General features: G+C 67.1%; 11 protein-coding genes. 6 read left to right on the top strand and 5 right to left on the bottom strand.

Annotation, left to right across the window (positions count from 1 at the left end; all coding sequences use genetic code 11):
- Position 1: 1 nt before the first annotated feature.
- From R1H25_RS15285 to R1H25_RS15260, 6 genes are read left to right on the top strand one after another with little or no spacing between them, the layout of a single operon-like run.
- Positions 2–604, top strand: a complete 603-nt coding sequence (locus R1H25_RS15285) for a GNAT family N-acetyltransferase (RefSeq protein ID WP_049418141.1) — start codon at positions 2–4, stop codon at positions 602–604.
- Positions 601–1,554 carry an N-acetyl-gamma-glutamyl-phosphate reductase gene (gene argC, locus R1H25_RS15280; protein WP_317224017.1) on the top strand — a complete coding sequence of 318 codons (954 nt, stop codon included), beginning with the start codon at positions 601–603 and terminating at the stop codon, positions 1,552–1,554. The genes R1H25_RS15285 and argC overlap by 4 nt, the downstream gene beginning before the upstream one ends.
- Before the next feature lie 20 nt (positions 1,555–1,574).
- Positions 1,575–2,870 (top strand): argininosuccinate lyase, encoded by a 1,296-nt coding sequence (argH, locus tag R1H25_RS15275; RefSeq protein ID WP_317224016.1) that lies wholly within the window; start codon positions 1,575–1,577, stop codon positions 2,868–2,870.
- Positions 2,870–3,133 carry a YciI family protein gene (locus tag R1H25_RS15270; RefSeq protein ID WP_049447890.1) on the top strand — a complete coding sequence of 88 codons (264 nt, stop codon included), beginning with the start codon at positions 2,870–2,872 and terminating at the stop codon, positions 3,131–3,133. Before argH ends, R1H25_RS15270 begins: the two co-directional genes overlap by 1 nt.
- 11 nt (positions 3,134–3,144) lie before the next feature.
- Positions 3,145–4,302, top strand: coding sequence for a glutamate 5-kinase (proB, locus tag R1H25_RS15265; protein WP_317224015.1), 1,158 nt, complete (start codon positions 3,145–3,147; stop codon positions 4,300–4,302).
- Positions 4,299–5,570, top strand: coding sequence for a glutamate-5-semialdehyde dehydrogenase (locus tag R1H25_RS15260; protein WP_317224014.1), 1,272 nt, complete (start codon positions 4,299–4,301; stop codon positions 5,568–5,570). Before proB ends, R1H25_RS15260 begins: the two co-directional genes overlap by 4 nt.
- 108 nt (positions 5,571–5,678) lie before the next feature.
- Here the strand turns inward: R1H25_RS15260 and pgaD are convergent, their stop codons facing one another.
- From pgaD to R1H25_RS15235, 5 genes are all read right to left on the bottom strand, one after another.
- Entirely contained in the window at positions 5,679–6,149 is a 471-nt protein-coding gene (gene pgaD, locus R1H25_RS15255) for a poly-beta-1,6-N-acetyl-D-glucosamine biosynthesis protein PgaD (protein ID WP_317224013.1), read from the bottom strand.
- Positions 6,146–7,402, bottom strand: a complete 1,257-nt coding sequence (gene pgaC, locus R1H25_RS15250; RefSeq protein WP_057500190.1) for a poly-beta-1,6-N-acetyl-D-glucosamine synthase — start codon at positions 7,400–7,402, stop codon at positions 6,146–6,148. Before pgaC ends, pgaD begins: the two co-directional genes overlap by 4 nt.
- 1 nt (position 7,403) lies before the next feature.
- The gene (gene pgaB / locus R1H25_RS15245) at positions 7,404–9,290 is read right to left on the bottom strand and encodes a poly-beta-1,6-N-acetyl-D-glucosamine N-deacetylase PgaB (protein ID WP_317224012.1); all 1,887 of its coding nucleotides are present in this window, start codon (positions 9,288–9,290) and stop codon (positions 7,404–7,406) included.
- 1 nt (position 9,291) lies between these two features.
- Positions 9,292–11,319 carry a poly-beta-1,6 N-acetyl-D-glucosamine export porin PgaA gene (pgaA, locus tag R1H25_RS15240; protein ID WP_317224011.1) on the bottom strand — a complete coding sequence of 676 codons (2,028 nt, stop codon included), beginning with the start codon at positions 11,317–11,319 and terminating at the stop codon, positions 9,292–9,294.
- 341 nt (positions 11,320–11,660) lie between these two features.
- Positions 11,661–12,866 (bottom strand): MFS transporter, encoded by a 1,206-nt coding sequence (locus R1H25_RS15235; protein ID WP_317224010.1) that lies wholly within the window; start codon positions 12,864–12,866, stop codon positions 11,661–11,663.
- Positions 12,867–13,140 lie beyond the last annotated feature (274 nt).

Genomic DNA, 13,140 nt, shown 5'->3' with positions numbered 1-13,140 from the left:
AATGAGCAACCTCGATGCCTGGAACACGGTTCCTACCCTGCGCGGCCAGCACGTAACCCTGCAGCCGCTGCAGATGGAACACGTGCCCGGCCTGCGCGATGCGCTTGAAGGCAGCGGCCTGGACCAGCTCTGGTACACCCAGGTGCCGTCGCCGGAACAGGCCGAGACCTATGTGCGGGCCGCGCTGCAGGCGCAGAGCGAAGGCAAGGTGCTGCCGTTCGTGATCCGTGATGCGGCTGGCGGAATCGTCGGCAGTACCCGTTTCTATGACATGGATGCCGGTGTGCCGAAACTCAGCCTCGGCTACACCTGGTATGCGCCGCGCGTGCAGCGTACCGGCGCCAACACCGAAGCCAAGCTGTTGCTGCTGCAGCACGCCTTCGAAACGCTGGGCTGCATCAGCGTGGTGCTGGAAACCAGCTGGTTCAACGCCACCTCGCGCACTGCCATCGCGCGCCTGGGCGCCAAGCAGGATGGCGTGCTGCGCAACCACAAGCGGCATGCCGATGGCACGCCGCGCGATACCGTCATCTTCTCCATCATCGATGCGGAATGGCAGGGCGTGAAGCGCCACCTGCAGTACCGCCTGGACAGTCACGCATGAACGATTCGACTTTCACCCTGGGCATCGTCGGTGCCCGCGGCCATACCGGCGCCGAGCTGATCAAGCTGGTGGCCGCCCACCCACGGCTGAAACTGGCTTTCGTCTCCTCGCGCGAGCGCGCCGGGCAGCGCCTGTCCGACCACCACCCGGAATTCCAGGGCGAGCTGCAGTACGAAAACCTGGACGCCGACGCGGTGGCGGGCAAGGGCGTGGACGCGGTGATCCTGGCCCTGCCCAATGGCCTGGCCGCACCGTTCGTGGCCGCGCTTGAAACCGCGAAACCGGACGCCGTCATCGTCGACCTCTCCGCCGACTACCGTTTCGACAACAGCTGGTACTACGGCTTGCCGGAGCTGACCCGCGGCCGCTACAACGGACAGAAACACATCAGCAACCCGGGCTGCTATGCCACGGCGATGCAGCTGGCGGTGCATCCGCTGCTGGACCTGCTGGCCGGTCCGCCCCAGTGCTTCGGTGTCTCCGGCTACTCCGGCGCCGGTACCACGCCGTCGGACAAGAACAACGTCGAACTGCTGGCCGACAACCTGATGCCGTATGCGCTGACCAACCACGTGCATGAGCGCGAGGTGTCGGTGCAGCTGGGCGTGGCGGTCGAATTCATGCCGCATGTTGCTCCGCATTTCCGTGGCATCACGCTTACCGCCAACCTGTGGCTGAACCGCGTGCAGACCCGCGAACAGATCGTCGAGCGCTTCCAGCAGGCCTACGCCGGCGAACCCCTGATCGAAGTGGTGGATGAAGCGCCGTGGGTCAGCCGCATCGCCGGCCGCCACGGTGCCCAGGTAGGTGGCTTCACCCTGGCCCCGGGCGGCAAGCGGGTCGTCGTGGTGGCGACCCTGGACAACCTGCTCAAGGGCGCGGCCACCCAGGCCATGCAGAACCTCAACCTCGCGCTGGGCATCGACGAACTGACGTCGATCCCGCACTGAACACGTATTCCGGAGCCCCCATGGCAGACCTTCTTTGGCAGAAGCCCGGCGTTGCTGTCGACGCCCAGATCCAGACCTTCCTCGCTGGCGATGACGTGATCCTCGACCGCGAGTTCTTCCTGCATGACATCGCCGCCAGCGCCGCGCATGCGCAGGGCCTGCAGCACATCGGCATCCTCAGTGCCGACGAGCTGGACGGCCTGCTGCGCGAACTGGAGGTGCTGGCGCAGGACTTCCGCGAAGGCCGCTTCGTGCTCGATACCCAGTATGAGGATGGCCACTCGGCGATCGAAGCGCGCCTGACCGAACGCCTCGGCGATGCCGGCCGCAAGATCCACACCGGCCGCAGCCGCAACGACCAGATCCTGGTCGCCACCCGCCTGTGGTTGAAGGAGAAGCTGCAGCGCGTGGCGCAGCTCAGCGCCGAGGCGGCCAAGGTCGCGCTGGACCGCGCACAGGCCGAGAAGGACCTGCCGGTTCCCGGCTACACCCACATCCAGCGTGCCGTGGTGTCCTCGGCCGGCATGTGGTGGGCCGGCTGGGCCGAGGCGTTCATCGACAACGCCATCCGCGCGCGCGACACCCATGCACTGGTTGACGCCAATCCGCTTGGCACCGCCGCTGGCTACGGCGTGAACCTGCCGCTGGACCGCGAACACACCACGGCCGCGCTCGGTTTCGCGCGCATGCAGATCTCGCCGATCTATGCACAGCTGTCGCGCGGCAAATTCGAGCTGGCCGCACTGGAAGCACTGGGTGGCGCGACCCTGGACCTGCGCCGCATCGCCTGGGACCTGTCGCTGTTCACCAGCGCCGAGTTCGGTTTCGTCGCGCTGCCGGCGCAGTACACCACCGGCAGTTCGATCATGCCGAACAAGCGCAACCCGGACGTGATCGAGCTGATGCGTGCCACCCACGCCAGCGTGGCCGCTGCGCGCACCGAGATCGAGCAGCTGCTGTCGTTGCCGTCGGGCTACCACCGCGACCTGCAGTCGTCCAAGGGCGCCATCTTCCACGGTTTCGGCCGTGGCCTCGCCGCACTGGAGCTGCTGCCAGCGCTGCTGGCCAATCTGGAATGGCGTGACGACCGGCTGCGCGCAGCGATCGACTCGGGCATGTATGCCACCGACGTCGCGGTGGAAGCAGCCGTGGCCGGTGTACCGTTCCGTGAGGCCTACAAAGCCGCTGCAGCCGGTGCCGACAGCGCAGGGCAAGGACGCACGCCGGAAGGCAGCCTGGCCGCGCGTGTGTCGCCGGGTTCGGCCGCCGATCTGCGCCTGGACGAGCTGCACGCGCGCTGGCAGGCGCTGTCCTGATGGCGGGCACCGTCTACCTGGTGATGGCCATGCGCCGGCCGGACTTCAACGATGCAGCGGTGCAGCCGCACCGCGAATTCCTCGACGCGTTGCAGGCGCAGGGCAAGCTGCAGTTGACCGGTGGTTTCGCCGATGGCAGCGGTGGTGCCTATGTGCTGTGCAACGTGGACAGCCTGGCGCAGGCGCAGGCCATCATCGCCACCGATCCGCTGGTGACGATGCAGGCCTCCGACCTGACCGTGCACGAATGGAATACCCGCTGAGAGCCTGACCGATGATCCAGCACGCTGCCCACGTCGTCTCGCCGTTCCCCGAACAAGCGCTGCCGCCATGGCGGCGTGCGGTGCTGAAGGTCGGCAGCAGCCTGCTGGCGGCTGATGGCGGTGGCCTGTCGCCGCGCCACGCGCTGGGCCTGGCCCAGTTCGTCTCGGCCAATGTACTGGCCGGGCGCGAGGTGGTGATCGTGTCGTCCGGTGCGGTTGCGGCGGGGCGCGCGATCCTGCCGCGGGCCGATGAGCCCGGTGCGGCGATGGCGGCGCGCCAGGCGCTGGCCGCGCTCGGCCAGGCCCAGCTGATCGGGCTCTGGCAACGCTTCTTCGAGCGCCCGGTGGCGCAAGTACTGCTGACCCATGACGACCTGCGCAACCGCCGCCGCTACCTCAACGCCCGCGCCACGCTCAACGAACTGCTGCGGCTGGGAGCATTGCCGGTGGTCAACGAGAACGACACCGTGTCGGTGGACGAGCTGAAGCTTGGTGACAACGACAACCTGGCGGCGACGGTGGCGGCGCTGGTCGATGCCGATGCGCTGTTCATCGCCACCGATATCGATGGCCTGTACAGCGCCGACCCGCGCACCGTGGCCGACGCGCGGCCGCTGCACGACGTGCCGGAACTGAGTGACGAGGTGCTGGCGATGGCCGGCGGCGCCGGCTCGCGCGCCGGTACCGGCGGCATGCGCACCAAGCTGGAAGCGGCGGCCAAGGCGGGTCGTCTCGGCATCGAAACCTATCTGTTCAATGGCCGCAGCGGTGACGTGGTACGCGCGCTGGCCCAGGACCGCCTGTTCGGTACCCGTATCCACGCCGCGCGCAGCCGTGAGGCGGCCCGCAAGCACTGGCTGCGGCACGCGCCGCTGGTCGAGGGTGCGATCGTGATCGATGCCGGCGCGGCGCAGGCGATGCGCGAGAAGGGCGCCTCGCTGCTGCCCGGCGGCATCACCGGCGCGGAGGGCATGTTCCGCCGTGGCGACATGGTGCAGGTGTGCTGGAACGCGCCACAGGGCCGCGTCTGCGTGGCGCGCGGCGTCAGCCAGTACGCGGCCGATGATGTGCGCCGGATCGCCGGCCGCCATTCGCGCGACATCGAGGCCGTGCTGGGCTACAACTACGGTGGCAGTGTCGTCCATCGCGACGATCTGGTGCTGCCATGACCGGTTTGAAGGACTCCCCGATGAGCGAAATCGAAGTGCAGGCACGTGCCTGCCGTGATGCGGCCCAGACCGTTGCCGGCCTCGACAGCGCGTCCCGCCGCACGTTGCTGCTGGCGATGGCCCAGGCACTGGAAGTGAATGCCGGGCTGATCCTGGCCGGTAATGCGCGTGACCTCGCCGCCGCGCGCGACAAGGGCGTTGGCAGTGCCATGCTCGACCGCCTGGCACTGGACCCACCGCGCCTGTTCGCGATGGCCGAAGCCGTGCGTGAGGTGGCTGCGCTGCCCGATCCGGTCGGCCAGATCACCCGCGACGATGTGCGTCCAAACGGCATCCGCGTGCAGAAGGTACGCGTGCCGCTGGGCGTGATCGCAATGATCTACGAGGCGCGCCCGAACGTGACCGCCGAAGCGGCCGCGCTGTGCCTGAAGGCCGGCAATGGCGTGATCCTGCGCGGTGGCTCCGAGGCGATCCACTCCAACACCGCCATCGCCCAGGCGCTGGCGGGTGCCTTGCAGGCCAATGGCGTACCGCCGGCAGCGGTGACCGTGCTGACCGACCTGCGTCGCGAAGCAATGCTGGAACTGCTGCAGCTGCATGAGCTGATCGATCTGGCGATTCCGCGCGGCGGCGAAGGCCTGATCCGCTTCGTTGCCGAGCATGCGCGGGTGCCGGTGATCAAGCACTACAAGGGTGTCTGCCACCTGTTCGTGGATGCCAGCGCCGATCTCGGCAAAGCCATCGATCTGCTGGTGGACGGCAAGTGCAGTCGTCCGTCGGCCTGCAATTCGCTGGAGACCCTGCTGGTGCACCGCGATGTGGCCGAAGCGTTCCTGCCACGCGTGGCCCAGGCGCTCGGCGAGCGTGGCGTGCAGCTGCGCGCCGATGCGCAGGCGCAACCGCTGCTGCCGGGCAGCACGGCGGCGACCGATGAGGATTACGCTGCCGAGTTCCTCGACCTGGTGCTGGCCGTGCGCGTGGTTGATGACCTCGAGGCGGCCATCGCGCACATCCGCCGCCATACCTCCGACCATACCGAAGTGATCGCCACCGAAGACGCCGGCCACGCCGAGCGCTTCGTCACTGCGCTGCGCTCGGCGGTAGTGATGGTCAATGCCTCATCGCGTTTCTCCGATGGTGGCCAGCTGGGCCTGGGCAGCGAGATCGGCATTTCCACCACGCGCCTGCATGCGTACGGCCCAATGGGCCTGGAGGCACTCACCGTCGAACGATTTGTCGTGCGCGGTGAAGGGCAGACGCGCAAGTAGATCCACGCCATGCGTGGATGCTCTTCGCGGTAGACCCTGGTGCCGACCAAGGTCGGCACCCACCAGGCCCAAGCGCCAACCAACGTCGGCACCCACCGGGTCGCTGGGTCACACCACTTCGCGACGGATGCCGATCGGTCGCGCGTGATCGTCCATGTGCAGCGTGGCGGCCTTGCAGCCCAGCAGGCGCTCGGCCAGCCCGGTGCTGGCCCCGAGGTCAGCGGCCACTTCATTGAGGCTGGCCAATGGCCGCGGCAGGCGCCGGTCGTGGCCACGGAAGCGCGCGCGGTTGTACTCGGCCCAGCCGATCAGCAGCACGCTGGCGCACAGCAGCATCAGTGGCAGCGCCACCAGCACATAGGGGTCGAACTGGCTTTGCCGTTCGTACAGCTGCTGCCAGGCCAGCTGTCCGCCGATCAGCCACGACACCAGGGTCACCAGTGGCGCCCACAGGTAGAAGTAAAAGCCCCAGAACGCCAGGGTGACGAATCCCCAGGCAGTGCGCTGGAAGCGCGGTTGATGGTGTGGCTTGCGGATCATCCGCGAGTCGAAGCGGTTGGACGGGTGTCGTGCGTTCATCGGATCCCTCGGTCGGGGCTGGTCCAGGTGGCGCGCTTGCTGCGACGGCGCAGCAGGGTCTTGGGAAGCGCCACCAAGGTGGTGGAAAGGCTGATCAGCCAGTACGCCATCGGGTACCAGATGACCCAGAAGTAATTGCGTCCAATCTGTGTTTCGTAACGCCGGTCGATGATCAGGCTGCTGGCGAACTGCAGCAGGCAGACCAAGGCCAGGATCACGCCATGCCACTCCGGAAGCAGGCTGGCGATGTGCAGCTCTGGTGGCAGTTCGATGAACTTGCCCAGTGCCCACAGCAGCACGATGAACAACATCGTGTAGGCCCAGATCACGCTCAGCACGTACTCCAGCAGTACGCCCCACATGCGCCGCTCCTTCCAGTGCAGCAGCGAGCCGGCGTGGCGCAGCATCACCTCCACGCCGCCCTGTGCCCAGCGCAGCCGCTGCCGCCACAGGCCCTTCAGCGTTTCCGGCATCAGGATGAAGCACAGCGCATTGGGTTCGTAGCGGATGTCCCAGTGCGCGCGCTGCAGGCGCCAGCTGATGTCGATGTCCTCAGTGACCATGTCGTCCGACCACCAGCCGACCTGATGCAGGGCGGTGCGTCGGAAGCCGGCGATCACCCCGGAGATGGTGAAGATGCGCCCGTACACGCGCTGCGCGCGCTTGATCATGCCGATGATCGAGGAAAACTCCGCCACCTGAAGGCGTCCGAGCAGGGTGGAACGGTTGCGGATGCGCGGGTTGCCGGTCACTGCACCAACCCGGTTGCCGCTGACCAGGTGCCAGACCATCCAGTGCAGCGCATGCTCTTCCAGCATTGCATCGCCATCAATGCACACCAGGTATTCCGAGCGCGCGGCCAGCGCACCCATGCGCAGTGCATTGGCCTTGCCCAGGTTGCGGTCCAGGTGCAGTACGCGCAGCCGCGGATGCTGCGCTGCCAGTGCGTCCAGTCGCGCGCCGGTGTCATCGCTGCTGCCATCATCGATGGCGATCACTTCGTAGTCGGCGGGATAGCGCTGGGCCAGCACCGCAGTGAGCGTATCGTCCAGGTTCTCCGCTTCGTTGTGGCAGGGCACCAGCACGGTTGCGAAGGGGGGATCGAGCATCAACGGCGGATCGTTGCGCGGGCGCGAGTGGCGCTCGCGCCGGAAGTAGTAGTACAGGCCGCCGGACATCCAGAAGAACGCCATCACCATCGGGTAGTAGAAGGCGAACTGGAACAGGACCTGCAGCAGCGGATGCATGTCCATGTCACTTCTCCGGGTACGGGAAGTTGCCGGCGGACATCGCCGCTCGGGCATCGCGGGTGGAGGGCTGGTCGGCGATGAAGTCGTCCGGGTACCAGGCGAAGTGGTGCACGCCCTGCGCCTGCAGCTGGCGGATCTGCGCACGCAGGCGCTCGGCGGGAATCGGCTTTCCATTGCGCCAATCGACGGTCTGCAGTTCGAACAGCGTGTGTTGCAGTTGGGGATCGTGCGCGCGCACTGCCGCCAGCAACTGGTCGAGCCAGCGTTCGGGGTGCTTGCTGCCTTCCATCCATGGCATCGCCATCAGTGCGGTCTGGTCGTAGGCCTTGTTGAACAGGTCCAGGCGCTGCGCGAACCAGGCCTCACTCTGCGGGCGGAGTACCGGCTCGGCATACAGGTTGCGTACCGTGGCCAGCTTCGGCCGCCAACGCTGCGCACTGTCGCGCAGGGCCAGGGTGAAGGCGATCAGTGCCTGGGTACGTGCGCTGCCATCTTCACCGGCCGCCAGAGTGGGCAGCTCGGTGTCGCGCAGGTAGCCGTCGTCATGGAACAGCAGACCTTCAAAGTAGGAATTGACCGCCAGATCCTCGTAGATGTCGAGCATGATCTGCCTGGCCTTCGAGTTGGTGAAATCCAGGCGGTACATGCCGTCGGCATCACCGTTGCGGATCGCCAGCGCCTTTCGCTGCACCGGGTCGGGCAGCTCGAAGCCGAGCACCGGCAGCCACGCGTAGACCTTCACGCCCGCGCGGGATTTCAGCTGCCAGGCGACGCGGCTGAACAGGTCCGCGCGCATCGGCATGTGGCGGTTGGGGAAGTACAGTGCATCGGCGGTGTTGTTGCCGTCCGGATCGGCGAACGCCTGCAGGTAGACGTGCGTCGGTGCGATGCGCTTGACCCGCTCGATCAGCGCATCCAGATTGCGTGCCTGCTGCGCCGGATCCGGGTCGTACACATCATCGAGGTCGATCTGCAGAGCGCGGATGCCGTCGAGCGCGACATCACGGCGCAGTTCGTAGGCCAGCCCTTCCACGGTCGGGTTGTCGCTCACCAGCAACCGCGCCAACCCGTGCAGGTCACTGGCCACCGGGGTGCTGCGCCCTTCCAGGTCGAATGAGACCGGCATGCCCAGCTGTTCGGCGATCTCGTTGCTCAACCGGTTGTAGGCCGCGTATGGCCAGACAATGGCGCGCGGGCGCACGCCCAGGTGCTGCTCGATGCGCTGCACGCTGCGCGAGAGATCGGCGCGAAGTCGCTGCTCGTATTGCGCCTCGCTCTCGTAGCTTCGCGTGGCTGGGGTGTAGATGCGGGTGACCACGGCGGGCGTCGAATTGCCCTGTGGATTGGCAAGCACGCCGTGGTGCAGGTCGTCGGTATGGCTGGCCACTTCGATCAGACCGCTGTCATGCATCTGCTTCAACTGCGCCCAGGTGACGAAGTCGTCGTGGCCGAATGGGCGGTAGCCGTAGTCGATGGTGCGGCCCGGAGCCATGTCCACATAGTCGGTGATCACCGCTACCAGGGCCGGGTAGTGGTAGGCCCGCAGCAGCGGAAAGGCTTTGTCGTAGACGCTGCGCAGGCCATCGTCGAAGGTCAGCAGCACCGGTTTCGGAGGCAGCGTCGCACGGCCCTGCGAGGCCTCGATCAGCTGCGACAGCGAAACCGGGTGGTACCCATGCGCGCCCAGCCAGTCCAGGTGCGCGGCGAAGTTCTGCGTGCTCACCGCATAGGTATCGGCATCGCCCTTGGCGGCCACCTGGTCGCGGATGTCGTGGTAGCTGAGGATCAGCAGACCGTTGTCGATCGCATCAAGATGCACGGCCTGCTGCGCGAACGCCGGTGGCACGCAGGCCAGCAGCAGGAGCACGATCAGTCGCAGGAAGCGGGTCATGTCAGTCTCCCCAGCGCAGTGCAGCTTCGAAGCCGATATGGCGCTCGCGATGGCCGTCGTACACCGGCCGTGACCAGCGCACGCCATACTCGAACACGCGACCGGGGCCCAGCTGCCACTCGTGCATGTAGGACACCGACGGCACCAACGCACTGCCGAAGCCGTCCTGCCAGTAGTCGCCCAGCGAGACGGTCAGCCGGTGCCGGAAGTGGCGCTCGTAATGGCGCCACAGCTGCTGGTCGATGCGCAGGCCGATCTCGACCATCCGGTCGCGCTTCGGGTTGAAGTAGGGCGCATCGTCGCGGCTGCCACGACTGGTGTAGGCACTGGCCAGGCCATCGACCAACCAGCGGGGGCGGGTCAGCAGGCGCTGTTCGAGGCGGGTGCCGAACAGTTCGCGATGGTTGCCATCGTCATAGCGGAAGCGGCTGGCGCCGAACATCCAGTGCGTGCGTTCGCTGCGCCGGTAGTCCACCTGTGCGCTTACGCTGTCGGCGGTGATGCCGGCCGAGCGTGCCTGCATCGATGCCTCCGGATCATTGCGTGCGGCCACCACGCCGGCATGCCAGTGGTCGTTGAACTGCCAGCCAACGCCGACGCGCAGGCCGGTATCGCCAATGTGGTCGTTGGCGCGCAATACCGCTGCTTCCGCATCCAGTTGGCCGAAGCGGTAGCGTACGCCTGCGCCCAGCCACAGCGGATCGATACGCTGGTCCTGGAAATCGGTTGAGCGCCGGTCGGCGAGGGCGAACAACCGCCAGCGGTCGTCGAGGATCGGTGTCTCCACTTCCACGCCGTAGTGGCGATCGTTGTTTCCCAACGGCGAGGTGCCACCGCCACCGGAACTGCGTCCGATGTCGGTCCATGCCTTCAGCTGCCAACCGCGATGCGCGCGCCAGGCCTGGTCCATGCGTTCGACCGCCGGTTGCGTCGGGTAGCGCGCGATCAGGTCGTCGTGCAGCGGCCGCGCCAGGTCGTCGCGCTGCAGGGCGACGTAGGCCTCCTCCATTCCCAGCCGAGGTTCGATGTCACGCGGGTCCAGCGCGTGGGCCATCTGCTGGCGCTGCAGCGCCCGGCGTGGCCAGCCACGCATCATGTAGACGCTGCCCAGTGCACTCTGCAGGCCGCCGTTGCCCGGCGCGATGTCCACCATCGATTCCAGGTCGTGCTGCGCGGTACCCAGGTCGCCGCTGTAGGCGCGCACCATCGCCAGATTCAGGTCGGCCTCGTAACGTGACCAGTTCGCGTACGGTGATTTGCCGTTGCTCCAGCGCCACGCCGGCGCCTTGTCACGCCAGCCCTGCAGCAGGTCGATCGCCTTTTCCTGCTGCTCGCTCTCCAGGTAGGCATAGGCCAGTTCCGAATGCGAGGCATCGCGTGTCGGGTCGCCGGCCACTGCCGCCTGCAGCACCGGAATGGCCTCTTCCGGATGCAGGGTGCCCATCAGCGAATCGCCGACCGCAGGCAGCACATAGTCGGGCAGGGCATGGCCTTCGGCCTGAAGTGCGCGGGCTTCCTCGCGCACCTGCGCATGGTGGCCCAGGCGGTTGAGCAGGATCAGCCGGTCCATGCGGATACGCAGTGGTGCCTGCGAGGATGGGGTGCCTTCGCCGCCAAGGTAGCGCTGCATGCGTGCCAGGGTCGATTCGGCCTCTTCGAGACGGCTGTCCTCGCTGCTGCTGTAGGCCAGGCTCCAGACCACCAGCTTGGCCAGATAGTCTCCTTCCAAGCGCTGCTTCTGCGCGGCGTCGAACAGCTGCGGGCGCTGCTGGTAAAGCTCCCACGCGCGCCAGGCGTTGCCGATGTCGCCCAGGGTCAGCACGCGCAGCTTGAACAGCAGGTCGTCATCCGGTTGTTGCTGGCTGGCGCGCTCGATCGCGCCCAGGGCATCCAGCCAACGCGCCTGGTCGCGGTAGTGACCGATCTCGGCCAGGGCCGCCTCGCGGTCGGGCGGGGCAGCGCTGCTGGCCCAGGCCAGCGCGGTACAGGCAAGGCCGACGCAGAGCGCCAGCCGACGGTGGACAACCATTGGGGACCCCCTTGGCTTCCAAACCAGACAACCTTAAAAATGTGACGCACATCACATGCCAGCTTTTGGCGTGGCCGTGGCCCGCGTCACTCCCTTCGTGCATGCCCGTCCCATCAGGACGGATACAACCCGGACAGCGACCTGCAATGTCTTGTCTGAAACGAGAGTCCCCCGCACACCGAGTGGTGGCCTGGGCGGCGATGCCGCCCCCATGCCCGATGCCGTCACGCGGCAAGGATGGGCATTCACCGGCACTATCCGCCCGGAATTGTCAGTCCGGCGTCAAAATTCCCAGGGTGGCTGACGAGCGGTAGGCGGGGCGGCCTGGTGGCCCCGGCCGGTTACCAGAGATCTTCCAGTTTCCGCGGCTTGCAGGCCACCCACGAGGCGCACAGCATCAGGGTGGCGCAGCCGAACAGGAAGCTGAACGGGAGGGTCCAGCCGTCGCTGACCGTGTGCAGCCAGCCGACCAGGAACGGGCCCAGGCAGCTGAAGCTGTAGCCCACGCCCTGCATGAACCCGGACAGCGCCGCCGAGCCGGTGGGGGTGCGGGTGCGCAGGTTGATCAGGGTCAGCGCCAGCGGGAAGGTGGACGGACCGACGCCGAGCAGGCAGGCCCACAACAGCGGCGCCTTCATGGGGGCGAGCAGCAGGCCGGTGAAGGCGATCACGAACGAGAAGAAGCCGATCAGCACCAGCGGGAACGGGTTCTGCATGCGAACCGCCATCGACGGGATGACCAGTGAAGGCAGCAGCCCCAATGCCGAGAACACCGCCACCATCACGCCACCGAAGGCCGGCGTGCCACCGGCCTCGACCACGATGCGTGGCAGCCAGGTGAACATCGAATAGGTCATCAGCGAGGTCATGCCGAACATCAGCGTCATGCTCCAGCCCAGCGACGTGCGCCAGACTTTCCCATGCGGCTGCGCGGTCGGGTCGGTGGCGTCGGCCTGCGGCTTCGGTGCGCGCCTGGCCAGCACCAGCCACGGAAGTGCCGCGGCCAGCGCGAGCAGCGCCCACATACCCAGCGACACGCGCCAGCCAGCGGCGTTTGCCATTGGCACCGCCAGCAGCGCCGGCAGCATCGTGCCCAGCTGCAGCACGCTGATGTACAGCGTGCTCATGGTGCCGACCTTGTTGGCGAAGTAGCGCTTCACCAGCGGCGGCACCACCACGTTGCCGATGCCCATGCCGGCAAGTGCCACCACCGAACCGAGCAGCAGCGTGCCGACGTTGCCGGCGCTGGAGCGCAGCAGCAGGCCGGCCATCGCCATCACCATCGCCAGCAGGGTGGTGCGTTCCAGGCCAAGGCGCCGCGCCAGCGCCGGCGTGGCCACGCCGAACAGTGCGAACGAGGCGGTCGGCAGCATGCCCAGCACGCCGGTCATGGTGGTGCCGAAGCCGAACTGCTGGCCCAGTACGTCGAGTAGCGGGGTGATCGAGGTGACTGCGGTACGCAGGTTGATCGCCGCAAGCAGGATGGCGGCGAACGCCAGCACGCGTCCGTGCAGCAGCGACGGCGAATCAGAAGTGGAGGAACTCATCGGTGGTCCTTGCAGGTGTCGCATGCCGGAGCAATGGCATGCAGCGCCGGCATCGGTCTACGCCGAAGCGGCAGGTGGGGGAGGGGCTGCGTGCAGGCCGGCAGCGCGGCCCATTGTACGTGTGCGGTCCGGCAAGGTCCCGTCATGCGGGCGTGCCGGGCGCCGGATACAAAAAAACCCGGAGGACTGTCGTCTTCCAGGCTTCTTGGTGACCACCGAAGTGGTCGGGGAGACAGGATTCGAACCTGCGACCTCTACGTCCCGAACGTAGCGC

The organism is Stenotrophomonas veracruzanensis (genome assembly GCF_032911525.1).
Taxonomy (GTDB): domain Bacteria; phylum Pseudomonadota; class Gammaproteobacteria; order Xanthomonadales; family Xanthomonadaceae; genus Stenotrophomonas; species Stenotrophomonas africana.
The sequence above is the reverse complement of the archived record's forward strand: the minus strand, read 5'-3'. Positions and strand labels throughout refer to the sequence as shown.